This is a genomic window from Achromobacter semiaridum (assembly GCF_053543755.1).
In genome coordinates, this window is sequence record NZ_JBLVOL010000104.1 from 86,301 (window position 1) to 112,323 (window position 26,023).

At 65.7% G+C, this 26,023-nt stretch carries 24 protein-coding genes; 7 read left to right on the forward strand and 17 right to left on the reverse strand.

What is annotated here, in order from left to right; all coding sequences use genetic code 11:
- Positions 1–20: 20 nt before the first annotated feature.
- Positions 21–1,073: an alpha/beta hydrolase gene (locus ACNPP0_RS23740; RefSeq protein ID WP_448707198.1), complete on the reverse strand. Its 1,053-nt coding sequence runs from the start codon at positions 1,071–1,073 to the stop codon at positions 21–23.
- A 226-nt stretch (positions 1,074–1,299) separates the two neighbouring features.
- Here ACNPP0_RS23740 and ACNPP0_RS23745 point away from each other — a divergent pair, with 226 nt between their 5' ends.
- Together ACNPP0_RS23745 and ACNPP0_RS23750 are read left to right on the forward strand one after the other, a co-directional pair.
- Positions 1,300–2,190, forward strand: a complete 891-nt coding sequence (locus ACNPP0_RS23745) for a LysR family transcriptional regulator (RefSeq protein ID WP_448707182.1) — start codon at positions 1,300–1,302, stop codon at positions 2,188–2,190.
- A 199-nt stretch (positions 2,191–2,389) separates the two neighbouring features.
- Positions 2,390–3,004, forward strand: a complete 615-nt coding sequence (locus tag ACNPP0_RS23750) for an ABC transporter ATP-binding protein (protein WP_448707183.1) — start codon at positions 2,390–2,392, stop codon at positions 3,002–3,004.
- An 89-nt stretch (positions 3,005–3,093) separates the two neighbouring features.
- On the opposite strand, the gene ACNPP0_RS23755 is transcribed toward ACNPP0_RS23750, so the two are convergent.
- The 8 genes from ACNPP0_RS23755 to ACNPP0_RS23790 all read right to left on the reverse strand — a co-directional run bounded on the left by ACNPP0_RS23755 (position 3,094) and on the right by ACNPP0_RS23790 (position 13,916).
- Positions 3,094–3,645, reverse strand: a complete 552-nt coding sequence (locus ACNPP0_RS23755) for a type 1 glutamine amidotransferase domain-containing protein (RefSeq protein ID WP_332609159.1) — start codon at positions 3,643–3,645, stop codon at positions 3,094–3,096.
- 128 nt (positions 3,646–3,773) lie between these two features.
- Positions 3,774–4,148: a glutaredoxin family protein gene (locus ACNPP0_RS23760; protein WP_448707184.1), complete on the reverse strand. Its 375-nt coding sequence runs from the start codon at positions 4,146–4,148 to the stop codon at positions 3,774–3,776.
- A gap of 62 nt (positions 4,149–4,210) precedes the next feature.
- Entirely contained in the window at positions 4,211–5,446 is a 1,236-nt protein-coding gene (locus ACNPP0_RS23765; RefSeq protein ID WP_448707185.1) for an MFS transporter, read from the reverse strand.
- A gap of 238 nt (positions 5,447–5,684) precedes the next feature.
- Positions 5,685–7,712, reverse strand: a complete 2,028-nt coding sequence (locus ACNPP0_RS23770) for an acetyl/propionyl/methylcrotonyl-CoA carboxylase subunit alpha (protein WP_448707186.1) — start codon at positions 7,710–7,712, stop codon at positions 5,685–5,687.
- 77 nt (positions 7,713–7,789) lie between these two features.
- A complete protein-coding gene (locus tag ACNPP0_RS23775) occupies positions 7,790–9,397 on the reverse strand; it encodes a carboxyl transferase domain-containing protein (RefSeq protein ID WP_332609154.1) in 1,608 nt (535 codons plus the stop codon).
- A gap of 214 nt (positions 9,398–9,611) precedes the next feature.
- On the reverse strand, positions 9,612–10,793 hold the full coding sequence (locus ACNPP0_RS23780) for an acetyl-CoA C-acetyltransferase (RefSeq protein WP_046803956.1): 1,182 nt from the start codon (positions 10,791–10,793) through the stop codon (positions 9,612–9,614).
- 2 nt (positions 10,794–10,795) lie between these two features.
- A complete protein-coding gene (gene aceK / locus ACNPP0_RS23785; protein ID WP_332609153.1) occupies positions 10,796–12,715 on the reverse strand; it encodes a bifunctional isocitrate dehydrogenase kinase/phosphatase in 1,920 nt (639 codons plus the stop codon).
- A 22-nt stretch (positions 12,716–12,737) separates the two neighbouring features.
- The gene (locus ACNPP0_RS23790; protein ID WP_332609152.1) at positions 12,738–13,916 is read right to left on the reverse strand and encodes an isovaleryl-CoA dehydrogenase; all 1,179 of its coding nucleotides are present in this window, start codon (positions 13,914–13,916) and stop codon (positions 12,738–12,740) included.
- A gap of 247 nt (positions 13,917–14,163) precedes the next feature.
- On the opposite strand from ACNPP0_RS23790, the gene ACNPP0_RS23795 reads away from it, so the two are divergent.
- Positions 14,164–15,342, forward strand: coding sequence for a M20 aminoacylase family protein (locus ACNPP0_RS23795; RefSeq protein WP_448707187.1), 1,179 nt, complete (start codon positions 14,164–14,166; stop codon positions 15,340–15,342).
- 59 nt (positions 15,343–15,401) lie between these two features.
- Positions 15,402–16,373: a Bug family tripartite tricarboxylate transporter substrate binding protein gene (locus ACNPP0_RS23800; protein WP_448707188.1), complete on the forward strand. Its 972-nt coding sequence runs from the start codon at positions 15,402–15,404 to the stop codon at positions 16,371–16,373.
- On the opposite strand, the gene ACNPP0_RS23805 is transcribed toward ACNPP0_RS23800, so the two are convergent.
- The 3 genes from ACNPP0_RS23805 to ACNPP0_RS23815 form a co-directional block, all read right to left on the reverse strand.
- Positions 16,360–17,433, reverse strand: coding sequence for a hypothetical protein (locus ACNPP0_RS23805; RefSeq protein WP_448707189.1), 1,074 nt, complete (start codon positions 17,431–17,433; stop codon positions 16,360–16,362). The two genes, ACNPP0_RS23800 and ACNPP0_RS23805, sit on opposite strands and share 14 nt — an antisense overlap.
- 251 nt (positions 17,434–17,684) lie before the next feature.
- A complete protein-coding gene (locus tag ACNPP0_RS23810) occupies positions 17,685–18,017 on the reverse strand; it encodes a YnfA family protein (RefSeq protein ID WP_332609148.1) in 333 nt (110 codons plus the stop codon).
- 10 nt (positions 18,018–18,027) lie between these two features.
- Positions 18,028–18,408: a MerR family transcriptional regulator gene (locus ACNPP0_RS23815; RefSeq protein WP_046803951.1), complete on the reverse strand. Its 381-nt coding sequence runs from the start codon at positions 18,406–18,408 to the stop codon at positions 18,028–18,030.
- Between the two features lie 73 nt (positions 18,409–18,481).
- On the opposite strand from ACNPP0_RS23815, the gene ACNPP0_RS23820 reads away from it, so the two are divergent.
- Positions 18,482–19,549 (forward strand): MBL fold metallo-hydrolase, encoded by a 1,068-nt coding sequence (locus ACNPP0_RS23820; protein WP_448707190.1) that lies wholly within the window; start codon positions 18,482–18,484, stop codon positions 19,547–19,549.
- 33 nt (positions 19,550–19,582) lie between these two features.
- On the opposite strand, the gene ACNPP0_RS23825 is transcribed toward ACNPP0_RS23820, so the two are convergent.
- Positions 19,583–20,209: a LysE family translocator gene (locus ACNPP0_RS23825; RefSeq protein ID WP_046803949.1), complete on the reverse strand. Its 627-nt coding sequence runs from the start codon at positions 20,207–20,209 to the stop codon at positions 19,583–19,585.
- A 208-nt stretch (positions 20,210–20,417) separates the two neighbouring features.
- Between ACNPP0_RS23825 and ACNPP0_RS23830 the strand changes: the two genes are divergently transcribed.
- Positions 20,418–21,140 carry a nitroreductase gene (locus ACNPP0_RS23830; RefSeq protein WP_448707199.1) on the forward strand — a complete coding sequence of 241 codons (723 nt, stop codon included), beginning with the start codon at positions 20,418–20,420 and terminating at the stop codon, positions 21,138–21,140.
- An 84-nt stretch (positions 21,141–21,224) separates the two neighbouring features.
- Positions 21,225–22,418 carry a cystathionine beta-lyase gene (gene metC / locus ACNPP0_RS23835; protein ID WP_448707191.1) on the forward strand — a complete coding sequence of 398 codons (1,194 nt, stop codon included), beginning with the start codon at positions 21,225–21,227 and terminating at the stop codon, positions 22,416–22,418.
- Between the two features lie 208 nt (positions 22,419–22,626).
- On the opposite strand, the gene ACNPP0_RS23840 is transcribed toward metC, so the two are convergent.
- The 4 genes from ACNPP0_RS23840 to ACNPP0_RS23855 all read right to left on the reverse strand — a co-directional run.
- A complete protein-coding gene (locus tag ACNPP0_RS23840) occupies positions 22,627–23,646 on the reverse strand; it encodes an alpha/beta hydrolase (RefSeq protein WP_332609143.1) in 1,020 nt (339 codons plus the stop codon).
- Entirely contained in the window at positions 23,625–24,842 is a 1,218-nt protein-coding gene (locus ACNPP0_RS23845) for an ABC transporter substrate-binding protein (RefSeq protein ID WP_448707192.1), read from the reverse strand. The genes ACNPP0_RS23840 and ACNPP0_RS23845 overlap by 22 nt, the downstream gene beginning before the upstream one ends.
- Positions 24,843–25,008: 166 nt before the next feature.
- A complete protein-coding gene (locus ACNPP0_RS23850) occupies positions 25,009–25,641 on the reverse strand; it encodes a thiol:disulfide interchange protein DsbA/DsbL (RefSeq protein WP_448707193.1) in 633 nt (210 codons plus the stop codon).
- Positions 25,642–25,721: 80 nt separating this feature from the next.
- A partial coding sequence (locus ACNPP0_RS23855; RefSeq protein ID WP_448707194.1) for an SPOR domain-containing protein occupies positions 25,722–26,023 on the reverse strand: 302 nt, incomplete at its 5' end.

Below are 26,023 nucleotides of genomic sequence, written 5' to 3' on the forward strand. Positions count from 1 at the left end.
GGCCTGCTGCGTGGATGTGGTCATGACGCCTCCACGCGCCCCAGGTGCTTGTCGAAGAATGCGTTCAACGTCGCCCACGGAATCAACGTGACGCGGTCGTAAAGGTCGACATGGCCGGCACCGGGAACGATGTACAGGGTCTTGGGCTCGGCGGCCCGGCGATAGGCGTCTTCGCTGAACTCGCGCGAATGCGCCTGGTCGCCGGTGATCAACAGCAGCGGGCGGGGCGAAATCGTCTCAATGTCGTTGAACGGATAGAAGTTCATGAACTTGACATTGCTGGTCAGCGTGGGGTGCGTCGTCAACGCGGGTGATGAGCCGGCGGGCGTGAATTGCCCACGCGGCGTGCGGTAGAAGTCGTAGAACTCGCGGTCCACAGGCGTCGAATCGGCAGTCAGCTGATGCACGCTGCCGCTGGTGTACTTTCGTTCGCCACCGGCGAATTCCACATCGCGCTGTTGCGCGGCGTCGGCAATGATGGCCTGGCGTTGCGCGGGCGTCAGCGTGCGGTTCAACGCGTGGCGGTTGGCGGCGCCCATGTCGTACATGCTGACCGTGGCAATGGCTTTGATGCGCGGGTCGATCTTGGCCGCGCTGATGACGAAGCTGCCGCTTCCGCAAACGCCGATGGCGCCGACATTGTTCCGATCAACCATGGGTTGCGCCCGCAGGAAGTCCACCGCCGCGCTGAAGTCTTCGGCGTAGATGTCCGGCGATACGGCGTTGCGCGGCTGGCCCGCGCTTGCGCCCCAGAACGACAGGTCCAAAGACAACGTGACGAAGCCCTGCTCTGCCATCTTGGTGGCATACAGGTTTGCGCTTTGTTCCTTGACTGCGCCCATGGGGTGGCCGACCACAATCGCGGGCGCTTTTTTGCGGCGGTCCAGATCTTTGGGGGTGAACAGGTTGCCAGCCACCTCCATCTGGTATTGGTTCCTGAACGTCACCTTCTGGACCGTGACGCGGTCGCTGGTGTAGAAGTTATCGGCGCCTTCGGGCGTTGCGCCCGCCGGTTGCGCGGCAGCGGCCCACGCGGCGGTGCCGGTGGACGACAACGCCCCGAGCGCTGCCATGCCGGTGCCGATGCCCGCGGCCTTTAGCAAGGTGCGGCGGTTGGCATCGGGTTGACTAGCCGAGTCGACGGCGGTGGTTTCAAAGGGGTCGGACGCTTGCATGGCGGCTTGCTTCACGGGAATTGACGGGATGGTCGCCATTTTGAAGATGAGCGATAAGCTAGACTAGGTAATGAATCCTTAATTGCCCTATTAGCCAGGCTAATAACTCACACGAGCCGCGCGCATGGCGAAACGCAACCTGAACGATCTGCTGGCCTTTGTTACCGTGGCGCGGGAACGCAGCTTCACGCGCGCGGCGGGCACGCTGGGCGTGACGCAATCGGCGTTAAGCCAGGCGGTGCGCGGCCTGGAAGAACGGCTGCAAATCCGGCTGCTGACGCGCACCACGCGCAGCGTGTCGCCCACGCCGGCCGGCGAGCGGCTGATGCAGGCCATTGGCCACCGCTTTGACGAAATCGAAGCCGAGCTGGATGCGCTGACCGAACTGCGCGACAAGCCCGCCGGCACGGTGCGCATCACCTGCGGCGATCACATCTTGCGGTCCGTGCTGTTGCCCCGGCTGGCGCCCGTGCTGCGCGACTATCCCGAAATCAATGTCGAGTTCGACGTCAGCTATGGGCTGCGCGATATCGTTGCGGACCGCTTCGATGCGGGCGTGCGCCTGGGTAGCACCATCGACAAAGACATGATCGCCGTGCCGATCGGGCCGGTGTTGCGCATGGCGGTGGTGGGCTCGCCCGACTACTTTGCCCGGCATGCGATACCGTTGACGCCCGACGACCTGACCGCGCACCAGTGCATCAATCAGCGCATGCCGACCTCTGGCGGTTTGTATGTGTGGGACTTTGAGCGACGCGGCCGTCAGGTGAATGTGCGCGTGGATGGGCAGCTGATCTTCAACACCGCACCGCCGCAGGTGGACGCGACGCTGGCGGGGCTGGGCCTGGCCCTGCTGCCGGAAGACGAGCTGATGCCGCATATCGAAGCCGGCGAACTGGTGCGCGTGCTGGAAGACTGGTGCCCGACGTTCACCGGCTATCACCTTTACTATCCCAGCCGCCGGCAGCCCTCGCCGGCGTTTTCCCTCGTGTTGAAGGCGCTGCGACGCGGGTGATGCGTGATCGGCGCACATCCGCCGCCAGCTTGATGCTCAGGCCGATCAACGCCAGCCGACCAGCCGCGTCGCTACGGTCCGGCGCCGGCGCAGGGTGCCGACCGGCGTCGGCAAGCGAACTTGGCGTCCGCCCACTGCCGCCGATACGCGCCGTGCAGACCTCTGGTCGAACGCCTGTTCCTCTGGCAAACTTCCCGCCATGCTACGCATCGACAACCTCAGCAAGCGCTACGGCGACTACGTCGTATTCCAAGGCCTGACTCATACATTCGAGCCCGGCTGCATGGCGCTGTGCGAAGAAGACAGCACCGGAAAATCCAGCCTGCTGGGCATCATCGCTGGCGTGATCCCGCCTGATGACGGCGACGTCTGGATAGACGGGCATTCCCTTCGGCTTGCGCCGCAGCAAGCCCGGTTGCGCGTGGCCTATGTGCCGGACAACTGCCTGGAATTTCCCATGCAGACCGGACGCGAATTCCTGTTGAAGGCGGCGGCTCAAAAAAATGTCAGCCTGGACGACGGCGTGCTGGATCTGGCATCGCGCCTGGGGCTGGAACCGCATCTGAACAAACGCTTCGAGCAGATGTCCACCGGCACGCGCCGCAAGGTGTATCTGACGGCTGCCGCGCTGGGCGAGCCGGCCGTTATTGTCGCGGACGGCGCCAGCAACGGCCTGGACGCCCAGGCGCGCGGGGTGCTGGCCGACGTGTTTCAAACGTGGGCGCGCGACCGCGTCGTGCTGTTTGCCAGCCACGACCCCGAACTGGTGCAAGCCTGCAACGCGCGCATGCTTGACGTCGCCGATCTGCGCTAGGCAGCAAGGGGTTGCTGGCCGTTGCCGGTTGATTGCCGACTGTTGATTGTTCATCACCGGCCGCCACCCGCCTCGCTCCTGGAAACACATCAGCGCTTGGCCGCCTGCAAGACCTCGATGAATGCCTTGCTGAATGCGGGGATGTCGTCGGGTTTGCGGCTGGATACCAGCGTGCCGTCCACCACCACTTCCTGATCCACCCAGTTGGCGCCGGCGTTGCGCAGGTCGTCCTGTAGCGACGGCCAGCTGGTCATGGTGCGGCCGCGCACCACGTTCGCGGACACCAGCAGCCACGGCCCGTGGCAGATGACGGCCACGGGTTTGCCTGCGTCCAACATGGCGCGCACAAAGTCCTGCGCCTTGGGATGCATGCGGATCTCGTCCCCGTTCATCACGCCGCCGGGCAACAGCAGTCCGTCAAACACCGAGGGTTCCGCTTCGGCCTGCGTGAACGTCAGGTCCACGGGAAAGCGGTCGCCGGGTTTGTCGTGATGCATGCCTTGGATCGGCTCACTGCGGGCCGATATCAACACGGTGCGCGCGCCTTCTGCTTGCAGACGGTCGCGCGGACCGGTCAGTTCTACCTGTTCGAAACCATCCACGGCCAGAATGGCGATGGTCATGTCGTTAAGTGTTGCCATGATTGCTCCCTGTGCGGGGCCCCGCGCGAGCGACACGCGGCGGGCCGGGGCCACACCCGCCGAGTCGCTGGCGCAGCAAGTGCCATGCCGAGAGCGCGGGTGGACAGGGGGAACCCGGCGGAGTCCGCTCAGGCCACGTTGGCGAAACGCTTGTCCAGGTAGGCAATGATCTCGCTGGATTCATACATCCAGCGCGTGCCGCCGGCTTCTTCGATACGCAGGCAAGGCACCTTGACCTTGCCGCCGCCAGCCAGCAGTTGTTCACGCGCCTGCGGGTCGTTCTTGGCGTCGTGCAGCGTTACCGGCACGTTCAGGCGGTGCATGGCGCGCCGCGTTTTCACGCAGAAGGGGCAAGCGTGGAATTGATAGAGCGACAGCGCGGCGGCTTCCGCGTTGACGCTGGCCTGGCCTTGGGCGGATCGCTGTTGCGGGCGCGGACGAGTCAGCGCGTCGCCAATCACGATCAGTTGACCCAGGCCGACACGCAGGGCTTTGACTAGCATGGATGGGGGACTCGAAACGAAGGAAAGAGGCGGTCAGTCTACTCTTTCGCCGCGCGCCGCCTTTAGGTGCGCGCCGATTCGTGGCCGTGCAGGGTCTTGAGCCTTCGTAATTCCGGGAACCAGCGCATCCACAGTCCGGCAACCGCAATCGTGCCCAAGCCGCCCAGCACCACGGCGGGCACCGCGCCGAACAGCTCGGCCGTCAAACCGGATTCGAATTCGCCCAGCTGGTTCGACGCGCCGATAAACAAGGTGTTTACCGCGCTGACGCGGCCCAGCATGTGGTCGGGTGTGTTCAGCTGCACCAGAGAGGACCGCACTACGACGCTGACCGAATCGGCCGCGCCCAGCACGACCAGGGCCGCCACGGACAACGGAATCGACGTGGACAAGCCAAATACGGTCGTCGCCAACCCGAACACGATCAGCGAACCGAACAGCAGGCGCCCCACGTTGTCGCCCAGGCTTAAGCGCGCCAGCGTCAAGGACATCAAGGCCGCGCCGCACGCGGGCGCGGCGCGCAAGGCGCCCAAGGCCCACGGCCCGGCATTCAGGATGTCTTTGGCGAACAGCGGCAGCAAGGCCGTTGCGCCGCCCAGCAGCACGGCAAACAGATCCAGCGATAAGGTGCCCAGCAGCAGGCGGCGTTGAAAGATGAAGGTGATGCCGGCAAACAGTGTGTGCCAGGTCGTGGGCTCCTTGCGCGGCGGCGCGCGTTCGATGACCAGCGTGGCAATGGACGCGAATGCCGTCAGGTACAACGCCGCCGCCACGCAATAGATCCACCCCGCGCCCAGGCTGTAGCCGATGCCGCCCAACGCGGGGCCGGCGATCTGGGCGATCTGCCCGCCCGATGAAGATAGTGCCGTGGCGCGCGGCAACCATACGCGCGGCACCACGGCGGGGATCAGCGTGGACAAGGTGGGGGCCTCGAAGGCGCGCGCCGAACTCATGATGATGATGGTGGCGTAGATCAGCGTCTTGCCGCCCACGCCATGCAGCGCGGCAATGGCCAGCACCAGGGTCGCCAGCGTTTCCATGGCCATGCACAGGGCAACGATCTTGCGGCGGTCGTAGCGGTCGGCCACGTGGCCCACCACCAACGTCAGCGCGGCCATGGGCAGGAACTGGGCCAGGCCGATCAAGCCCAGGTCCATGGCGCTGCCGGACAGCGCGTAGATCTGCCAGCCGACCGCTACCGAGACGATCTGGAACGCCAGCGAAGCGCTGACGCGGGCGAACAGGAAGTGCAGGAATGGCGGGCGGGTAAGCGGACTGGGGGAATCGGGGGCGGGCATGACAGCGTGCGCGGCAGGCGCGCGGGCGGCGCCGGAAGGCACATTCTAGTGACAGCAGGCTGACGCGAAACTAAAGCGCCAGCCGGCGGGGCGATGCGCGGCGGGACATTGCGGCAGAGCGCGCCGCGATGGCCATGCCGACGGGGTTGCCATCGGGAAACTGCTTAGCGACATCGCGCCGCCCGTCCGCGCCACCACTCCGCGCCACCCCTCCGCGACCGCGAGCGGCGACTCTTGCTTACGCGCCGATCGACACCAGCTCGGCGCCCTCGGTGACCTGGTCGCCCACGCCGTAGAACACTTCTTCCACCTTGCCGTCGGCGGGCGCGGAAATCGTGTGCTCCATTTTCATGGCTTCCATCACCAGAAGTGGCTGGCCCTTTTCAACGGTGTCGCCCGCCTTGACCGAGATCGAGATGATCTTGCCCGGCATCGGCGCGGTCAGGCCGCCGGCATGCTCGCCCTGCGTGTCCTGCGCGTGCGCCAGCGGGTCGTACAGTTCCAGCACGTGCACGCCGTTGTCGCCAAAGACGTGGGCGCGGTCGGCATGCAGCACGACGGTGCCGGCGTTTTCATGGCCGGCCAGCGTAATGCGCAGTCCGTAGGCCAGATTGGGATTCGCGCTGGCGTGCGCGCGCCACAGGAATGGCTGCGGCCCCGCGCCGGTGTCCAGCGTCCAGGCGCCGCCCTGGCGCGCAACGGTGACGCGGCGCGTCTCGCCGTCGTCCACCCATTGCAGGTGACGCTGATACTGGCCGCCCAGGCGCCAGCCGTCGCGTGCGTCCCAAGGGTCGGCGGGGCCTTTTCCGGCAGAGCTTGCGTTCGACTGGGCCAGGCCCTGGCGCACCAGCACGGCGGCCGATGCCAGCGCCAGCGTGGCGGGGTCGGCTGGCTGCGGTTCGGGCAGCAGCGTGGCGCGCTGGCGTTCGATCAGGCCGGTGTCCAGGTCGGCGGCGGCAAACGCGGCGTCTTTCATCAGCCGCGACAGGAAGGCCACGTTGGTCTGCACGCCCACGGCCTGCGTTTGCGCCAATGCTTGAAGCATGCGCTGGCGGGCCTGGTCGCGGTCGGCGCCGTGCACGATCAGCTTGGCGATCATGGGGTCATAGAACGGCGTGATCGTGTCGCCCGTGCGCACGCCGCCATCGACGCGGATGTCGGCGTTGGCAAACGCGGTGTGCGGGGGCAGGCCCAGGTAGGCCAACGTGCCGATTGACGGCAGGAAGCCCTTTTCAGGGTTCTCGGCGTAGATGCGGGCCTCGATGGCGTGGCCGTTGATGCGCAGGTCTTCCTGGCGCGCCGGCAGCGGCTGGCCGGCGGCCACGCGCAGCTGCCATTCCACCAGGTCGTGGCCCGTGATCATTTCCGTGACCGGGTGTTCGACTTGCAGCCGCGTGTTCATTTCCATGAAGTAGAAGCGGCCGTCGGGCTCGGCGATGAATTCCACCGTGCCCGCGCCCACATAGCCCACCGCGCGCGCGGCGGCCACGGCGGCTTCGCCCATGGCGCGGCGGCGTTCTTCGGTCATGCCGGGGGCGGGGGCTTCCTCGATGACTTTCTGGTGGCGGCGCTGCACGGAGCAATCGCGTTCGAACAGGTAGACGCAATTGCCCTGCGTGTCCGCGAACACCTGGATTTCAATGTGGCGCGGTTTTTGCAGATAGCGTTCGATCAGCACGCGGTCATCGCCAAAACTGGATGCCGCTTCACGTTGGCACGAGGCCAGCGCGTCCAGGAATGCACCGGAAGATTCCACGACGCGCATGCCCTTGCCGCCGCCGCCCGCGCTGGCCTTGATCAGCACGGGGTAGCCGATGCCGTCGGCCTGCGCTTTCAGGAATTGCGGGTCCTGGTTGTCGCCGTGATAGCCGGGCACCAGCGGAACGCCGGCTTTTTCCATCAACGACTTGGCGGCCGACTTGCTGCCCATGGCGGCAATGGCGGATGCCGGCGGGCCCACGAACGCGATGCCGGCCTTTTCAGCGGCTTCGGCAAAGGCTTCGTTTTCCGACAGAAAGCCGTATCCCGGGTGGATGGCGCCCGCGCCCGTGTCGCGCGCGGCTTGCAGGATGGCGTCGGCCCGCAGATAGCTGGCGCGCGGTTCCGATCCGCCGATGTACACGGCTTGATCGCAAGCGGCCACGTGGCGCGCGTTGGCGTCCGGGTCCGAATACACGGCGACGGTGCGGATGCCCATGCGGCGGGCGGTGGCGGCGACGCGGCAGGCGATCTCGCCGCGATTGGCAATCAGCAAAGTGTCGAACATGAATGTCATCCTGGCTGTAATTCTTCTTGAACTGCAAGCGCTGGCGCTGCGGTAGGGGCGCGATCGGGGCCGATGCCCTACATGCGGAAGACGCCGAAACGCGTGTCTTCAATGGGCGCGTTCAACGCGGCGGACAACGCCAGGCCCAGCACGCGGCGCGTGTCGGCGGGCGCAATGATGCCGTCGTCCCACAGGCGCGCGGTGGCGTAGTACGGATGGCCTTCGTGTTCGTACTGTTCGCGGATGGGGGCCTTGAACGCGGCTTCTTCGTCGGCGGACCACTGGCCGCCACGCGCTTCGATGCCATCGCGCTTGACGGTGGCCAGGACGCTGGCGGCCTGCTCGCCGCCCATGACCGAGATGCGCGCGTTGGGCCACATGAACAGCATGCGCGGGGAATAGGCGCGGCCGCACATGCCGTAGTTGCCGGCGCCGAACGAGCCGCCGATCAGCACGGTGAACTTGGGCACGGCGGCGGTGGCCACCGCCGTCACCATCTTGGCGCCATGGCGCGCAATGCCTTCGTTTTCATATTTGCGGCCGACCATGAAGCCGGTGATGTTCTGCAGGAACACCAGCGGTATCTTGCGCTGTGCGCACAGTTCGATAAAGTGCGCGCCCTTTTGTGCCGACTCTGAAAACAGGATGCCGTTGTTGGCGACGATGCCCACGGGCATGCCCTGGATATGCGCAAAGCCGGTCACCAGCGTGGGGCCGAAGCGCGCCTTGAATTCGTCGAACTCCGAGCCGTCCACGATGCGCGCGATGACTTCGCGCACGTCATAGGGCTTGCGCGTGTCGGCGGGAATGATGCCGTTCAGTTCGCTGGGGTCGTAGCGCGGATCGCGCGGCGCGATGGTGGCCAATTGCGCGGGCTTCTTGCGATTAAGCCGCGCGACGGCGTTGCGCGCCAGTTGCAGCGCGTGCATGTCGTTGGCGGCCAGGTGGTCCACCACGCCGGACAGGCGCGTGTGCACGTCGCCGCCGCCCAGGTCCTCGGCGCTGACTTCTTCGCCCGTGGCCGCCTTCACCAGCGGCGGGCCGCCCAGGAAAATGGTGCCCTGGTTCTTCACGATGATGGATTCATCGCTCATGGCGGGCACGTAGGCGCCGCCGGCGGTGCACGAGCCCATCACCACGGCGATCTGCGAAATGCCCTGAGCGGACATCTGCGCCTGGTTGTAGAAGATGCGGCCGAAGTGTTCGCGGTCGGGGAACACTTCGTCTTGCTGCGGCAGGTTGGCGCCGCCGGAATCCACCAGGTAGACGCAGGGCAGATGGTTTTGCGCCGCGATTTCCTGGGCCCGCAAATGCTTCTTGACGGTCATTGGGTAGTAGGTGCCGCCCTTGACCGTGGCGTCGTTGCAGACGATGACGCATTCGGTGCCGGACACACGGCCGATGCCGGTGATGACGCCCGCGCCGGGCGCGTCGCCGTCGTACATGCCATGCGCCGCCATGGGCGATAGCTCCAGAAACGGGGTGCCCGGATCGATCAGGTTTTCGACGCGGTCGCGTGGCAGCAGCTTGCCGCGCGCCACGTGCTTGGCGCGCGCGGCTTCGCTGCCGCCCAGCGCGGTCTGCGCCAGTTTCTGATTCAGATCATCCAGCTGCGCCTGCATGGCGCGCGCGTTATCGGTGTAGTCCTGCGACCGCGGATTGATGCGGGATTCGATGATGGGCATGGGGTTCCACCCGTCCTGCGTGATTGGAATTTGAAGGCGCTCTGGTCGAGCGGTTTGTCTCTGCTTCCCGGTGGGCCGGGCATTCTTGTCAAATGGGTTTTCGTTGCGCCTTTCCCGGCGCGCGCGGCTTGCCGTCGCGCCCGCAAGCCTTGTCGACAGGCGCAGCGAAAAACCAGGCTGGAAGACGGAACGCGTCCGTCTTCCAGGTACCGGCTTAGACCATTTCGATAGCCATCGCCACGGCTTCACCGCCGCCGATGCACAGCGTGGCAACGCCGCGCTTGCCGCCGGTCTTGCGCAATGCGCCGACCAGCGTGGCCATCAGGCGCGCGCCCGATGCGCCGATCGGGTGGCCCAGGGCGGTCGCGCCGCCATGGACGTTGACCTTGTCGTGCGGCAGCTTGAAGTCGTTCATGGCGGCCATGGTGACCACCGCGAAGGCTTCGTTAATTTCGTACAGGTCCACGTCCTCGGCCTTCCAGCCCGTCTTGGCGAACAGGTTCTTCAGCGCGCCGACCGGCGCGGTGGTGAACCAGCCCGGCTCTTGTGAATGCTGGCTGTGGCCAACGATGCGGGCCAGCGGCTTGACGCCGAGTTTTTCGGCGGTGGACGCGCGCATCAGCACCATGGCGGCCGCGCCGTCGGAAATCGACGACGAGTTGGCGGCGGTGATGGTGCCGTCTTTCTTGAAGGCGGGCTTGAGCGTCGGGATCTTTTCCGGCATGGCCTTGGTGGGGGCTTCGTCGGTGTCGATCACCGTGTCGCCCTTGCGGCCGGCAACGGTGACGGGCGCGATTTCCCACTTGAAGCTACCGTCTTCGGTGGCGGCGCGGGCGCGGCGCAGCGATTCCAGCGAGAAAGCATCCTGCTGTTCACGCGTGAATTCATACTTGGCCGCGCAGTCTTCGGCGAACACGCCCATGGCCTTGCCCTTGTCGTAGGCATCTTCCAGGCCGTCCAGCGCCATGTGGTCATACACGGTGTTGTGGCCGAAGCGGTAGCCCTGGCGCGCCTTGAGCAACAGGTACGGCGCGTTGCTCATGCTTTCCTGGCCGCCCGCCACCACCACCTGCGCGCTGCCCGCCGCCAACAGGTCGTGGCCGAACATGGCCGCCTTCAGGCCTGAACCGCACACCTTGTGGATCGTGGTGCATGCCACGCCCAGCGGCAGGCCGGCACCCAGCGCGGCCTGGCGCGCGGGCGCCTGGCCCTGGCCGGCTTGCAGCACGTTGCCCATGATGACTTCGTCGACCTGGTCCGGCTTGATGCCGGCGCGTTCGATGGCGGCCTTGATGGCCACCGAACCCAGCTCATGCGCGGCCAGGCCGGACAGGCTGCCCAGCATGCCGCCCATGGGGGTGCGGGCGATGGAAACGATAACGATGGGATCTGACATGACTAACTCCTGTGGGGGTCGGGACAGCGTCTGGGTGTCGGCGCTGCGCGGTCGCCAGAAAGGCGTGCCGGACGCAGGCGTCTGTCCGTATCGTAAGGGAAAAATTCTTCAATACGGCCCTGCGCCACTTGGGCGCGGCAGGCCTGCCACCAGTCCGGTTCCAGCAGGTCGGCATGGTGACGCATGAAGGCGCCGCGCACGCGCGCGTCGCCCAGCAGGAAGCGGCCGAATTCTTCGGGGAATACGTCGTTCGGTCCGATGGCGTACCAGGGTTCGGACGCCATTTCCGCTTCTTCGTTGGGGGCCGGCGGGATGCGCCGGAAATTCATCTCGGTCATGCGCTGGATTTCGTCGTAGTCATAAAAGACGACGCGGCCCAGGCGCGTCACGCCGAAGTTCTTGTAAAGCATGTCGCCGGGGAAGATATTGGCGGCGGCCAACTGACGGATGGCATCGCCGTATTCGCGCACGGCCGGGTCCAGCAAGGCGTCGGACGCCTGGCGCAGATAGATATTGAGCGGCGTCATCCGCCGTTCGATGTAGACGTGGCGGATGACGACCGTGTCGGCCGTTTCTTCGATCAGGCTGGGCACCAGGCGGCGCAGTTCGTCCAGCAAGGCGGGCGCAAAACGGCTGCGCGGCAATGCCACCTGTGAATACTCCCAGGTATCGGCCATGCGGCCCACGCGGTCATGCAGCTTGACCATCTGGTACTTGCGCCGCACGGTGGCGTGGTCCATGCCGTCTTTATCGATGCGGTCCTTGATGAGCTTGAACACATAGGGATAGGACGGCAGCGTGAAGACGCACATCACCATGCCCTTGATGCCGGGCGCGATGTCGAAGGCGTCGCGCGAATGGGCCAGGTGATGCAGGAAGTCACGGTAGAACAGCGTCTTGCCCTGCTTTTGCAGGCCGATCATGGTGTAGAGCTCGGCCTTGGGCTTGCGCGGCAACAGGCTGGCCAGGAAGTTCACCACGGCGGCGGGCGTTTCCATGTCCACCAGGAAATAGGCGCGTGTGAAGCTGAACAGCGTGCTCAGGTCGTCGGCGCCCAGCAGCAGCGCGTCCAGCGTGACCTGGCCGGCCGGGTTGCGCGTCAGCGCCACGGCAAAGGGGTAGACGGTGGTCTGGTTGATCAGGCGGCCGACGATGTAGGCGCCCTTGTTGCGAAAGAACAGCGAGCCCAGCGCATGGATCTGGCAATCGCTGGCGATGCGCCGACCCACATGGCGGGGCAGCAGCGTGCGCAATTGCGCGACGGCGGCGCGCGCCAGCATGCGCGTATCGCGCGGCAGGTCTTCGAAAGGCAGCGCCAGGCCGAAGTCGGCCACCATGCGGATCAGGCTTTTTTCCAGGCCGTCGGTCGCCGGGTAGTACACCCGGTACGACGGGGTGCTGCTGTCCAGGTAGTCGGTCGCAACCGCGGGCCGCACGAACAGGAAGTCGTTATGGAAATAGTCGCGGTGCAACAGGCGGCACGAGACGGAATTGAAGAAGGTCTCGGCGCATTCGGGCTGCTTGTGGTCGCCCAGCAGGCCCACGAATTCCTGCTTGATCTGTTGCCAGTAGGCGGTCTGCGCGTCGGTCAGGGCGGGTACGGCCGCGCCGTTGCCGTTGGCGTTGCCGTTGTGGCCGGGGATGTCGTTCAGCGCGCCTTCCGGGCGGCCGCGCAGCACCCCTTCCAGCTGCGTGGCGCATTCGCGCACACGCATGTCGTAGTACTCGATGCGTTCGCGCGACAGGTGCTGGATGCCATGCCAGTCGCCCGATTCGAACAACGCCTTGGCCCGTTGCGCGCTGTAGCGAAACAGCGCGTAGTGGCGGTCGAAACCGGCCAGGATGATCCTCGCCACGTCCAGCGCCGAGGGCCCCGGGGCGGGGGCCTGCTCGATATGCTGGACGTCGGACATGCGGATCATGGCGGGGCGCTCGGCCGGCGTGTCAGGCGGTTTCGTTGAACAGTTCGCGGCCGATCAGCATGCGGCGGATTTCGCTGGTGCCCGCGCCAATTTCATACAGCTTGGCGTCGCGCCACAGGCGCCCCACCGGATATTCGTTGATGTAGCCGTTGCCGCCCAGGATCTGCACGCCCTCGCCCGCCATCCATGTGGCCTTCTCGGCCGTGTACAGGATCAATGCGGCGCAGTCCTTGCGTACCTGGCGCACGTGTTCTGTGCCCAGCTTGTCCAGGTTCTTGCCCACCTGGTAGCAAAACGCGCGGCTGGCTTGCAGCGTGGTGTACAGGTCTGCCACCTTGCCCTGGATCAACTGGAATTCGCCGATGGCCTGGCCGAATTGCTTGCGGTCATGGATGTAGGGCACCACCACGTCCATCACGGCCTGCATGATGCCCAGCGGTCCGCCGGACAAGACGGCGCGTTCGTAGTCCAGCCCGCTCATCAGCACCTTGACGCCGCCGTTGACCTGGCCCAGCACGTTTTCTTCGGGGATCTCGCAGTCCTGGAACACGAGTTCACCCGTGTGGCTCCCGCGCATGCCCAGCTTGTCCAGCTTTTGCGCCACCGAGAAACCCTTGAAGCCCTTTTCGACCAGGAAGGCGGTGATGCCGCGCTGGTGGGCCTCGGGGTCGGTCTTGGCGTAGACCACCAGCGTGTCGGCGTCGGGACCGTTGGTGATCCACATCTTGGTGCCGTTCAACACGTAGCGGTCGCCCTTCTTGTCGGCGCGCAGCTTCATGCTGACCACGTCCGAGCCGGCGCCCGGTTCGCTCATGGCCAAGGCGCCCACGTGTTCGCCGGAGATCAGCTTGGGCAGGTACTTGGCCTTTTGCGCCGTGGTGCCGTTGCGGTTGATCTGGTTCACGCACAGGTTCGAATGCGCGCCGTACGACAAGCCGACCGAGGCGCTGGCGCGCGAGATTTCTTCCATCACCACCATGTGGGCCAGATAGCCCATGTTGGCGCCGCCATATTCTTCGTCGGCCGTCATGCCCAGCACGCCAAGCTCACCGAATTTGCGCCAGAGGTCCATCGGAAACTGGTCGCTGCGATCCACCTCGGCAGCGCGCGGAGCGATCTCGGCCTGCGCAAAATTACGCACGGCGTCGCGCAGCATGTCCAGGTCTTCGCCCAGGTCGAAGTTCAGGCCGGGAAGGTTCATCGATGTCTCCGTGATAGTGGGTGCTTACATTCTTATGAGCGCCTGTGGCCTGCGCCGCGCCGCCATCGTGTGGCTCATCATGCGCCGATCCGGTGTCGCCGCGCAATGATGCACCGCAAATATTACGTTTACGTAAACGTAAATTGGAGTCGGGTAATCCCTAGGAAATTGCCGCTTTCATGGGGAAGAACGCTGTTTACTATTCGCCTCTGTCCCCCGAATTAGCCTGATCGAAGCGGAGTGTGCCGTGCTTGAACTATCCAATCTGGACGAAATTGTGGCGCTGCGGCGCGATATCCATATGCACCCGGAGCTTTGCTACGAAGAGCACCGAACCGCCAAAGTAGTGGCGGACACGCTGCGTGGCTGGGGCATCGAGACGCATACGGGCATCGCCAAGACCGGCGTGGTGGGCGTGATCAAGCGTGGCACGTCGGACCGGGCCATCATGTTGCGCGCCGACATGGACGCCCTGCCCATGCAGGAAGAAAACCAGTTTGAACACCGCTCGCGCCATGACGGCAAGATGCACGGTTGCGGCCACGACGGCCACACCGCCATGCTGCTGGCGGCGGCGCGGCACTTGCAGTCGGCCGGCGGCTTTGATGGCACCGTGTACCTGTGCTTCCAACCCGCCGAGGAAGGCGGTGCGGGCGGCCGCGCCATGATCCAGGACGGTCTGTTCACGCGCTTCCCCTGTGAAGCCGTGTTCGGCATGCACAACTGGCCGGGCCTGCCGGCCGGGTCGTTCGGCGTGTGCGCCGGCCCCATGATGGCGGCGGCCAATGGTTTCAAGATCACCGTCAAGGGCAAGGGCGGCCACGCCGCCGCGCCGCAGGATTGCAATGACCCGGTGCCTGCCCTGTTCGCCATCGGCCAGGCGCTACAAACCATCCTGACCCGCAGCAAGCGCCCGCTGGACGCGGCCGTGCTGTCGATCACGCAGGTGCAGGCCGGCGGCAGCGTCATCAACGTCATTCCGAACACGGCCTGGCTGGGCGGCTCGGTGCGCGCGTATCGCACCGAGGTCGTCGACCTGATCGAACGCCGCATGAACGAAATTGCCGGCAACATCGCCGCCGCGCATGGCTGCGAAGCTGACGTGTTCTTCGAACGCCGCTACCCGGCACTGGTCAACACCGTGGCCGAAACGGAATTTTGCATGCAGGTCATGCGCGATGTGGGCGGCGACGACCGCGCGCTGACGATCGAGCCCGCCATGGCATCGGAAGATTTCGCGTTCCTGTTGCAGGAAAAGCCGGGTTGCTACGTCTTCCTGGGCAATGGCGACGGCGAACACCGCATGGCCGGCCACGGCCTGGGCCCGTGCATGTTGCACAACGCCAGCTATGACTTCAATGATTCGTTGATACCGGCGGGCGCGTCGTACTGGGTTCGCCTGGCGCAACGCTATCTGACGGCCTGACGGGCTGGTCCGCCTGACGCTTTACCTCACGCAGTGCTACGCAACATCACCAGGACAATATGAAAAAGAAGACTTTGCTGATCAAGGGCGCGGGGGCGGCCCTGGCAATCGTGGCAAGCGGCGCCATGGCCCAAGGCTGGCCCGCCAAACCCATCACGTTGGTGGTGCCGTACACGGCGGGCGGTAGCGCGGACGCCATTGGACGCCGTTTGGGCGACGTGCTGCGCAAGGAAGCCAACGTAACCGTCATCGTTGAAAACAAGCCGGGCGCGGGCGCCTCGGTGGGCACCGACTTCGTTGCGCGCTCGCAGCCGGACGGCACGACGCTGCTGCTGGCATCGACCAGCCCGCTGACGATCTTCCCGCATCTGGCCAAGACCAACTACGACCCGATGAAGGACCTGACGCCGGTGGCCAGCGTGGCCGTCGCACCCGTGGCCATCGTTGCCACCAAGGCCCTGCCGGTCAAGGACTTTGCGGGCTTGATCGACTACGCCAAGTCGCATCCGGAAGGCGTGCGTTACGGCACGCCGGGCCAGGGTACGGTGGCGCATATCGGCATGGCCGCCGTCACCAAGCAGACCGGCACGCAGATGCTGCATGTGCCCTATCGCGGCAACAGCCAGGCGCTGACCGACGGGCTGGGCGGCGTGGTGGAATTGCTGGTGGTCAATAGCGACGTGGTGCTGCCGCACGTGGCCAACGGCGCGTTGAAGCCGCTGGCGGTGATGGCGCCGCAACGCCTGGCCGCATGGCCCGACGTGCCGACGATGGCCGAACTGAAGTTGCCGCAAGCGCAGTACTACTCGAACTTTGGCGTGTTCGCGCCCGCCAACCTGCCGCCCACCGTGTCCCAGCCGCTGCTGGCCGCGCTGACGCGCGCGGTGGCCAGCGCTGATTTCCAGGACCTGCTGGCCAAGTCGTATCTGCAACCCGGCACCGCGACCGGCGAAGCCTTCGCCAAGCAGGTGCAGGCGGAATTCACCAACAACGCCCGCCTGATCAAAGAGGGCAATATCAAGGCCGATTAAGCCGTGGCTTGTGGGGCAGCCCGCGGTCGTCCACCGGCAGCCCCATCACCCGATAACGCATGGCGGCCAGCGATTTGGCGTTGGTGATGCGGGCCATGTGGGCGCATTGCGCGCACCAATGGCCCGCGCGAATCGACGCGAACGGCGCGTGCCAATCGTGGCCGCGATGGCATAGCCAGTGCATCTTCCGGGTGGTGTTCAAATACACGGACGTGAGGCATTCGCCACCGCGATCGCGGGCCGCCTGATGCGCGGCTTCGATGCCCAGCCGCTTGTTCAGGTTGGCGCACACGCCGCACCAACTGCCCAGCAGAATCTTGCCGCCGGTGGTCAGCCATTCGTGGCCGTCGGCGCAGCGGAATCGATACCGCACGCCCAGCCCGCGATAGGCATCCGACAGGCACAGGCCGCCGCGCTCTTTGGCCTTGCGTTGCAGCCGCGCCAGGCCGTCGGGATGCCGATAGCCTTCGACCTTGCGCAGGCGCGCGCATTCCGGGCACCAGGTTCGACGCAGCACATCCGCACCCGCCGCCTCCCATTCGTGCCCCGCGCCGCAGCGGAATTGGAAGCTCTTTTGCCCGCGCGGGCTGGCGGTATCCAGGCACTGTCCTCCGCGCGCGACCGCGGTCTTGTGGATACGCCCAAGCAGGTCGTCGCGCCGGCGTCGGTAGCCCGCGTCGCGCCCACACACGGCGCAACCGACACGTTGCAGCGCTTTGTTGCCCTTGCGGTTCCAGGCGTGGCCGGCGTCGCATTGAAAACGATGCGGTACATCCCAGCCCAGCCAGTGGGGTTCCAGGCACGTGACCCCATTCTTCTGCGCCAGTTCGCCCAGGCGGGCAAAGTTGGCGCCGGCCGCGCATAGCGGGCACTTGACTTGCAGCGCGCGGCCGAAAGTTTGCAGCGTCCGCTGGAATTGGTGGCCCGCGTTGCATTGAAAACGGTACATCGCCGACAAGCCCCGCCAATGCGTATCCAGGCATTCAAAGCCGGCCGCATCGGCGGCGATGCGCAATTGCGGTTGGCGGTCGAGGATGGGGTGTTGGGGCTTCGTGTGCATGAGGAATCCTGTTGCCAGAGACACCGCCATTGACCACCGTGCGCCGCCGCAAGAACCCGGCAAGACAGAAGCAAAGCCGAAGGAAAGGCGCAAGGGCTTCGGGCAATCACGGCCGCGATGCAGCGGCGATGGCGATTGCCGATCTTGCCTTCCTGTCGGACGCAAAGATATTGGAAAAGTCTTATTTTTGGTCGGAACTTTCTGAGGCGGCGCCGGGGTTAGACCAGTGCCGCGCCAGGCCGGGCCACGCTTCAGGCCGGGCGGGGCCCGAACATGATCACAAGCATGCCGGCCAGGCACAGGCCGACGCCCAGCCAGTCGCTTGCGCTGGGCCGCAGGCCGTCCACTGCCCACAACCACATCAGCGCCATGCCGATGTACACGCCGCCGTAAGCCGCGTAGACCCGGCCGGAGGCGGCCGGGTGCAAGGTCAGCAGCCAGGCGAACAGCGCCAGGCTGGCCGCGGCCGGGGCCAGTAACCAGATGGAATGGCCCTTGCGTAACCACAGGTACGGGAGGTAGCAGCCGATGATTTCGGCCAGCGCCGTCAGGACGAACAGCGCAAGGGTCTGCAAGGCGGCCATGAGCGCGCCTTCAGGGTTTTTGCGCCAGCAGCGCGCGGCATTCGCGTTCCTGCTGGGCAATTTCCTGCAAGGTGTCTTCGATGTCGCGGCGCTGCTGTTCCAGCGTGTCGCGATGCTGTTCCAGCACGCTGAGGTACTGGCGCAATTGCACTTCGGTATCGCCGGGGCCGTCGTACATGTCGATCAGCGTCAGGATTTCAGACAGCTGCAATCCCAGGCGTTTGCCCCGCAGCGCCAGTTTCAGGCGCGTGCGGTCGCGCGGACCAAAGATGCGGTTGCGGCCCTCGCGCGCCGGGCTGACGATACCCTGGTCTTCATAGAAGCGGATCGTGCGGGGCGTGACGTCGAACTCGCGGGCGAGTTCCGAGATGGTCCAGGTTGACGAGGGCATGCGGCGTGTGGCAGTTTACGTAAACGTAAATTATGATGACTTGACGTCAACGTCAAGCGTGGAGCAAGAGGCAATGAACCCCAACGAACAGAAATTGCAGTACCCCTGGGCGGACTTCCAGCCCGAAGCCGGCCGGGCCCATGTGGTGGCGGAAGGCGTCAAGTGGATCCGGATGCCGCTGCCGTTCGCGCTGGATCATATCAACCTCTGGCTGCTGCGCGACCGCATCGATGGCCAGGACGGCTGGACCATCGTTGACTGTGGCATCTCGCGCGACGAGGTCAAAACGCTGTGGGAAGACGTCTTCAAGAACGAACTTGAAGGGCTGCCCGTGCTGCGCGTGCTGGTCACGCATATGCACCCTGACCACATCGGCCTTGCCCATTGGCTGTGCGAGCGCTGGAACGCACGGCTGTGGATGACGATGACGGACTTCATGGTGGCCTCGTTGTGGTCGTCGCGCCGCAACGAAGCGGGCGGTGGCCCGGGCGGCCAGTCCGCCGTCGAACACTTTGCGCGCCACGGCCTGACGGACCTGGACGCGCAAGAGCAGATCCGCCAGCGCGCCAACTACTACCCCAACCTGGTGCCGGCTGTGCCCGCCCGCTACACGCGCATCATGCACGGCGATCAAGTTCGCATCGGTGACCATGACTGGCGCGTGATCGTGGGTTACGGCCATGCGCCGGAGCATGCCTCGCTGTACAGCCCCGACCTGAACGTGTTGATCTCGGGCGACATGGTGCTGCCGCGCATTTCCACCAACGTCAGCGTGTTCGATTACGAGCCGGACGCCAACCCCTTGCCGCTGTACCTGCGGTCGCTGGACGGCTACGCCGGCCTGCCCCGCGACGCGCTGGTGCTGCCCTCGCACGGCCGGCCGTTCAAGGGCCTGCACGAGCGCATTGCGCAGCAGCATGAACACCACCGCGATCGTCTGGCTGAAGTGCTGGAGGCTTGCGCCGCGCAGCCGCGGTCAACGACGGACATCCTGCCCGTGTTGTTCAAGCGCAAGCTGGACCTGCATCAGCTGACCTTCGCCATGGGCGAAGCGCTGGCGCACCTGCATGCGCTGTATTTCGAAGGCAAGCTGCGTCGTGCCACCGGCGACGACGGCATCGTGCGGTTCACGGCTGCGTGATCGACAAGCGCGGCGGGTTCCTGGCAGGACCCGTCAGCGCGTCGCCGTGGCCAGTCTGACGGCCAGGCCCACGAACACCAGCGCGGCGATGCGATTCAACCAGCGCTTGGCCGTGACCGAGCGTTGCAGCAGTTCGCCGAACGCGCCGGAAAAGAACGCGATGGCGCCGAACACCAGCAACGTCGACACCATGAACACCGCGCCCAGCTGCATGACCTGCAAGCCGACCGGGCCCAGGGCGGGCGTGGTGAATTGCGGCAGGAAGGCAAAGAAGAACAGCAGCACCTTGGGATTGGTCAGGTTCATGACGATGCCGCGCCGGTACAGCGCGCCGGGCTTGAGCGGTTCGGGCCGCTTGCCGTCTTCCGATTCGACCGGCGCGCGCAGGATTTGCCAGGCCAGGTACGTCAGGTACGCCGCGCCCGCCAGCTTAAGCGCCGTGAACGCCATGGGCGACGCGGCAAACACCGCGGCAAGACCGAGCGCGACGGCGGCCGTGTGACCCAGCAGACCGGTGCACAGCCCCAACACCACCAGCATGCCCGCCTTGCGTCCCCAGATAGCGGACTGCATCAGCACGAACACATTGTCCGGCCCGGGCGTCAGCGCCAGCAGCACGGCAATGCCGAAAAAAGCGATCAGGGTGTCGAAGGGCAGCATGGGACGTGGCCTGGTGGAGGTGGGCGCCGGGTAGCCGGAGAATGGCATCATAAGGGCAATTTCCCCGCTGTTCAGCCTTGCCATGCAACCCCAAGGACAGAGAGAGACACACACCATGACGACAAACGCCGCGCAGGCATCCCAGGCATCCCAGGTATCTCAAACCGCTCGGGCGCAACATGCCACCCACGATGCAACGCAATCCGCGATGCACGACGACGCCGCGACGCATCCCGGCGACGCAACGCGCGCCGATGCCGCGCTGCAAGCCCTGCTGCTGGCGCGGCACAGCTGCCGCGCCTTCCTGCCCACGCCGGTGCCGCGCGACGTCATCGAACGCATCCTGACGCTGGCTCAGCGCACGGCGTCATGGTGCAACTGCCAGCCCTGGCGCGTCGCGGTGACCGAAGGCGCGGGTACCGAACGCTTGCGCGCCGCGCTGCTGGCGCGAGCGCAACAAGCCGATGCGCCGTCAGGCTTTACCCCCGACTTCCCCTTCCCCCGCGAATACCGCAACGAATATCTGGCGCGCCGTCGCGAATCCGGCTTTCAACTGTACGGCGCGGTGGGCGTGGCGCGCGGTGATCGCGACGCCTACCGCCGGCAGGAAATGCGCAATTTTCGACTGTTCGATGCGCCGCACGTGGCCATCATCACTACCGACGAAGCGCTGGGCGAATACGGCGCCATGGATTGCGGCGGGTACGTCGCCAACTTCCTGCTGGCCGCCCAGGCCAACGGCGTGGCCACGGTGGCCCAGGCGTCGCTGGCGATGTATCCCGAGGTGTTGCGCGACGTGCTGGGCATCGATGCCGACCGGCGCGTGGTCTGCGGCATTTCGTTCGGCTATGCCGATGCCGATCATCCCGCCAACAGCTACCGCACGCGCCGCGCCGACCTGTCCGAAACGGTCCGCTGGGTCACGGGCTAGGGACAGGCGCCGCCGCGCCTGATAAGGTTCAGCCTGTTCGCCCCGAGTCCGGCCCCTGTTCATTTCTCCAGCGTTCCTTCGAAGATGACCTCCAAACACATCGATACGGTTTTGCAGCACGCGGGCACCGCCCCGTTCGACCCCCAGACCGGTACCGCGCCCGTGCCGCTGCCGCCCATGCGCGCCAGCACCGTGCGCTTTCAGAACCTGGCCGCCCTGGAACAGGCGCAGCGCAGCAAGGCCGAAGGCGGCCGCGCCACGACCTATGGCCGCATGGGCATGGACACCCACGCCGCGCTGGAACAGGTCTTTACGCAGCTGGAGGGCGGCACGCATTGCTACCTGGCGTCGTCGGGCTTGTCCGCGATGACGATGGTGATGATGGCGCTGTGCTCGGCCGGTGACCACGCGCTGATCTCCGATTGCGTCTACGGCCCGATGCGGGAACTGGACGATGCCGTGCTCAAGCGCATGAACATCGACATCACCTACTTCGCGGCCGACGAAGGCCTGGACGCGCTGGTGCGGCCCAACACAAAGTTGCTGTACGTCGAGTCGCCGGGCTCGCTGCTGTTTGAAATGCTGGACATGGGCGCCATGGCGGCCTTCGCCAAGCGCCACGGCTTGGTGCTGGCCACCGACAACACCTGGGGCTCGGGCTACATCTACCGTCCGTTGACGCTGGGGGCGCAGGTGTCGATCATTGCCGGCACCAAGTACGTGGGCGGGCACTCTGACCTGATGCTGGGCGCGGTGGTGACCAACGACGAAGCCATCGCCAAAAAACTGAACCGCACGCAGTACGCGATGGGCTATTCCATCAGCGCAGACGACGCCTGGCTGGCGCTGCGCGGCGTGCGCACGATGCCGATCCGCATGGCGCAGCACGCGCGCCATGCCTTGCAGGTGTGCGAATTCTTCAAAAGCCGCCCCGAAACCGTGCGCCTTTTTCACCCCGCATTGCCCGAAGATCCCGGCCACGCGTTGTGGCAGCGCGATTGTTCCGGGTCCAACGGCATGCTGTCGGTTGAGTTGCGGCTGTCGCCCGCTGCCGCGCGCGCGTTCGTGGACGCACTGACCTTGTTCGGCATCGGCTTTTCGTGGGGCGGCTACGAAAGCCTGGTGCAGTTGGTGTCGTCCAAGGATTTGTCCAAGCACCGCTATTGGGGCGAAGGCGAGAACGCGCTGGTGCGTTTGCACATCGGCCTGGAAGCGCCCGAGGACATCATCGCGGACCTGACCCAGGCGCTGGAAAAGGCGGCGGCGGTCAGCGCGTAGCGACGCCCGCCACTGTGACGCCGCGGCGCCGGATGCGGCATGGCGGCGCCGGATGCCGCGACGCTGCGCCGGGCATCGCGGCGCGCGTAGTCCCCCTGCGTAGTCACCGGCGTAGTTTCGCCGGGCTTAGTCGCCCCGGCTTAGTCGCCCCGGCTTAGTCGCCCCGGCTTAGTCGCCCCGGCTTAGTCACCCCGGCTTAGTCACCCGCTTAGTCACCCGCGACCGTGCCGCGTATCCACGCGCCGATGCGCGCGGCAATGTCGTCGCTGTTGTCATCCATCATCGGCATGTGCGAATTGCCGGCGATACCCATGTCGGCCAGCCTCCACGTGTCTACCCGGGCGCCGTGGCCCGCCAGCGAGTCGGCGTAGTCCTGCCCGCTTGCGCACAGGCGTCGCCATAGCGGCGTGGCGTCCAGATAGTCGCCATAGACGAACAGGAACGGTTTGTTTGCCACGGCGGCGGCCGTGACGTCGGCGGAGTAGCCCGACGGTTCGATACCGATCACGGCGCGCACCAGGTCGGGCCGCGCGTGCAGCGCCCGGTAAGCGACCTCGCCGCCATGGCTGTGCGCCACGACCAAACAGGGCCCGATGCGATCCAGCGCCGCGCAGAAACCGTGCAATGCCGCCTCGTTGTTGCCCAGCCAGCGCGGCACTGCGTGTCGGATGAAATCGTCGAACGCACCCACCGGAAAGCGCTGGCCCGCGAATGCACGACGCGTCTCGAAATCCTCCGCGCGGCCCAGGCGAAACAACGACCAGCTTTCTTCGGCGGTGCGGATGATGGGCGCCTCGGGCCACACCTGCTCAAACGGCGCCCAGCCGGCGCGGCCGCGTTCGACGTTGTCCACGACATACACCGCATGGCCCTGGCGCAGAAAGTGCTGCATCCAGCCCGCCCGGCCGTCCGGCGTCTGTTCCCACATCGCTCCCGTCATCCCGCCGCCGTGCAGCAACACGATGGGCAGCGGATGCGCCAGCCGTGCCGGGACGAAATACTGCACATAGGCCTGCTCGAAGTGGTACAGGCCGTTAGGGTCATACGCCAGCGACGCGCTTTTTGTGAAGGCGATCTCGCGCTGCGGCAGCCCGGCCACGCGCACCGGCCTGCCGCCCGCGTAGAAGCTGCCGAAGTCGGCCAGTGTGACGGCATCGCCCCGGGGCTGCGCGCGCGGGGCAGCCCCGGTTTCAGGCTTGGGCCGCGTCATCGCTTGACCAGCGGGCATTGGCTGTCCGACAGCGGCCAGGCCAATGTGTCGCCGGGAATGCTGCGCACGATGTTGTAGTAGTCCCAGGGCGCCTTCGATTGCGCGGGCGTCGTCACCTGCGCCAGCATCATGTCGCGCACCACCAGGCCGTCTTCGCGAATGCGTGCATTCATGCTGAACGGGTCGTCGATGGGCAGCGACTTCATCTTGGCCATCACCGCGTCCGGGTCCGCCGTGCCGGCCGCCTTCACGGCTTGCAGGTAGTGCCGCACCTGGCCGTACACACCGGCTTGCAGGAAGGTGGGCGGGCGGCCGACGCGCGCCTCGAACTTTTTGGTGAAGGCGCGCGTGCCGTCGTTCATGTCCCAGTACGACGGCACGGTCAGGTAGGTCTTCTGCGCGGCTTGCAGCCCCAGGCTGTGCACGTCGGTGATCAGCAACAACATGGCGGCCAGCTGCTGTACACCGCCGATGCCGAATTCCGCCGCCTGCTTGATGGCCGAAATCGTGTCGCCGCCCGCGTTCGCAATGGCGATGATCTGCGCCTTGGAGCCCTGCGCCTGCAACAGGAACGAGGCAAAGTCCGACGCGTTCAGGGGGTGGAACACGGTGCCCACGATTTCACCGCCGTTGGCTTTCACGACGGTTTCCGTGTCCGCCGCCAACTGCTTGCCGAAGGCGTAGTCCGACGCCAGGATGAACCAGCGCTTGTTGCCTTCATTGACCACGGCGGTGGCGGTGCCGCGCGACAAGGCGTAGGTGGTGTACGTCCACTGCACGCCGTAAGGCGAGCACTGCGCCTGCGACAGCGCGGTGGTGCCGGGGCTGGAGAACAGCACCAGTTTCTTCTTTTCGCGCGCGATGCCCTGCACCGCCAGCGCGACCGAGGAATTGGGCACGTCCACCACGACGTCCACGCCGTCGGTGTCGTACCACTTGCGGACCATGCTGCTGCCGATGTCGGGGCGGTGTTGGTGGTCGCCCGAGACCAGTGAAATCGGCTTGCCCAGCACCGTGCCGCCCATCTCTTCGATGGCCAGCCGGGCGGCTTCCACCGACCCCTTGCCGGTGGCGTCGGCGGTAACGCCCGCCATGTCGGTCAGTACGCCGATCTTCACGCCGTCCGCCGTATTGGCGTGCGTGGCAATGGCGGTCAATGCCAGGCACAGGCCCAGCGCTCGTGCCGCGCGTATGCGCAAAAATTGCTGCTTCATTTGTCTTCCACCCTTTTGATGCCGTCGTCGCGGCGAATTCTTGTGGCAAAAGTGTAGCCCCGGCACATCAGAAAGTTGGAAGACTTTCTCAACGATTTCCCAAAGAAAAACGCCTCGGCCATGTGGCCGAGGCGTTTTGCACGATGAAGCGAGATGAACGCGTGACTTACTTGTTGCGCGCCATCGGGATCAGCTTGTCGACTTCCTTCAGGGCGCCTTCGTAGCTGTTGCCCGCCATGACCGGCGAGGTCATGAACTTGCCGCCGACGGCACACGACGGGGTGCCGTCGATGCGGTAGGCCTCGGCCAGCTGCGTGGCGCGCTGCACTTGGGTCTGCACGCTGAACGAGTCGAACACGGAATCGAACTTGGCGCGGTCCACGCCTTGCGAGGCGGCCCATTCGCCCATGGACTTCTTGTCGAACAGGCGCTTGTTTTCACCGTGGATGGCGGTGAAGAACTTGGCGTGCAGGTCGGGGCGTTCCAGGGCCATGAACGTGTAGTAGACCTGTTGCAGCGGCTTCATGCCGGCATTGAAGGCAATGGGAACCTGCTTGAGCACGACGTCGGCCGGGGCGGATTTGGCCCAGGTTTCCACCATGGGTTCCATGGCGGCGCAGTGCGGGCAGGTGTAGGCGAAAAATTCCAGTACTTCCACTTTGCCCGGGGTGTCGGAGGGCAGCGGCGGGTTGATGGCCACGTAGGCTTGGGTGCCTTGGGCGTGGCTAACCGGGCTGAAGAACGCGGAGGCGGTCAGCGCGGCCGCGGCCATGATGCGTACGATCTTGGGGGACAACATGGATGAGAGGTTCCTGAGTAAAAAGTTACAGACAGGCCCGGGGCCGGATTAGTTCAATGAAAAAATGGCGCCGCATTGCGCTACTGGCGCACCACGGCGGTCTCGATCTTGTTTTCGCCCAGGCGGCCACGCGCCCGGTTCATGTCGTCCAGCCGCGCAAACGGGCCGACACGCACGCGGTTCAGCGGCTTGCCGTTCACTTCGGCCTTCTGCACGGCAACCGGCAAGCCCAGCAGAATAATGCGGGCCTTGAGCGATTCCGCGTCGTTCTCGCCCCGGAATGCGCCGGCTTGCAGGTAGTACGTGCCGGTTGCGGCCGGCGCGGCGGCCTTGGCGGCAGGAGCCGGCGTGGGCGCTGGTGCGGGCTTGGACAAAGGCGTGG

Coding starts and splice junctions, on each gene's coding strand:
- metC (WP_448707191.1), top strand. CDS start 21,225: ATGACCTCCAAACACATCGATACGGTTTTGCAGCACGCGGGCACCGCC.
- ACNPP0_RS23765 (WP_448707185.1), bottom strand. CDS start 5,446: ATGCCCGCCCCCGATTCCCCCAGTCCGCTTACCCGCCCGCCATTCCTG.
- ACNPP0_RS23815 (WP_046803951.1), bottom strand. CDS start 18,408: ATGCCCTCGTCAACCTGGACCATCTCGGAACTCGCCCGCGAGTTCGAC.
- ACNPP0_RS23850 (WP_448707193.1), bottom strand. CDS start 25,641: ATGTTGTCCCCCAAGATCGTACGCATCATGGCCGCGGCCGCGCTGACC.
- ACNPP0_RS23760 (WP_448707184.1), bottom strand. CDS start 4,148: ATGCTAGTCAAAGCCCTGCGTGTCGGCCTGGGTCAACTGATCGTGATT.
- ACNPP0_RS23750 (WP_448707183.1), top strand. CDS start 2,390: ATGCTACGCATCGACAACCTCAGCAAGCGCTACGGCGACTACGTCGTA.
- ACNPP0_RS23810 (WP_332609148.1), bottom strand. CDS start 18,017: ATGGCCGCCTTGCAGACCCTTGCGCTGTTCGTCCTGACGGCGCTGGCC.
- ACNPP0_RS23745 (WP_448707182.1), top strand. CDS start 1,300: ATGGCGAAACGCAACCTGAACGATCTGCTGGCCTTTGTTACCGTGGCG.
- ACNPP0_RS23805 (WP_448707189.1), bottom strand. CDS start 17,433: ATGCACACGAAGCCCCAACACCCCATCCTCGACCGCCAACCGCAATTG.
- ACNPP0_RS23845 (WP_448707192.1), bottom strand. CDS start 24,842: ATGAAGCAGCAATTTTTGCGCATACGCGCGGCACGAGCGCTGGGCCTG.
- ACNPP0_RS23755 (WP_332609159.1), bottom strand. CDS start 3,645: ATGGCAACACTTAACGACATGACCATCGCCATTCTGGCCGTGGATGGT.
- aceK (WP_332609153.1), bottom strand. CDS start 12,715: ATGATCCGCATGTCCGACGTCCAGCATATCGAGCAGGCCCCCGCCCCG.
- ACNPP0_RS23825 (WP_046803949.1), bottom strand. CDS start 20,209: ATGCTGCCCTTCGACACCCTGATCGCTTTTTTCGGCATTGCCGTGCTG.
- ACNPP0_RS23820 (WP_448707190.1), top strand. CDS start 18,482: ATGAACCCCAACGAACAGAAATTGCAGTACCCCTGGGCGGACTTCCAG.
- ACNPP0_RS23775 (WP_332609154.1), bottom strand. CDS start 9,397: ATGCCCATCATCGAATCCCGCATCAATCCGCGGTCGCAGGACTACACC.
- ACNPP0_RS23840 (WP_332609143.1), bottom strand. CDS start 23,646: ATGCCCGCTGGTCAAGCGATGACGCGGCCCAAGCCTGAAACCGGGGCT.
- ACNPP0_RS23800 (WP_448707188.1), top strand. CDS start 15,402: ATGAAAAAGAAGACTTTGCTGATCAAGGGCGCGGGGGCGGCCCTGGCA.
- ACNPP0_RS23770 (WP_448707186.1), bottom strand. CDS start 7,712: ATGTTCGACACTTTGCTGATTGCCAATCGCGGCGAGATCGCCTGCCGC.
- ACNPP0_RS23830 (WP_448707199.1), top strand. CDS start 20,418: ATGCACGACGACGCCGCGACGCATCCCGGCGACGCAACGCGCGCCGAT.
- ACNPP0_RS23740 (WP_448707198.1), bottom strand. CDS start 1,073: ATGGCAGCGCTCGGGGCGTTGTCGTCCACCGGCACCGCCGCGTGGGCC.
- ACNPP0_RS23780 (WP_046803956.1), bottom strand. CDS start 10,793: ATGTCAGATCCCATCGTTATCGTTTCCATCGCCCGCACCCCCATGGGC.
- ACNPP0_RS23790 (WP_332609152.1), bottom strand. CDS start 13,916: ATGAACCTTCCCGGCCTGAACTTCGACCTGGGCGAAGACCTGGACATG.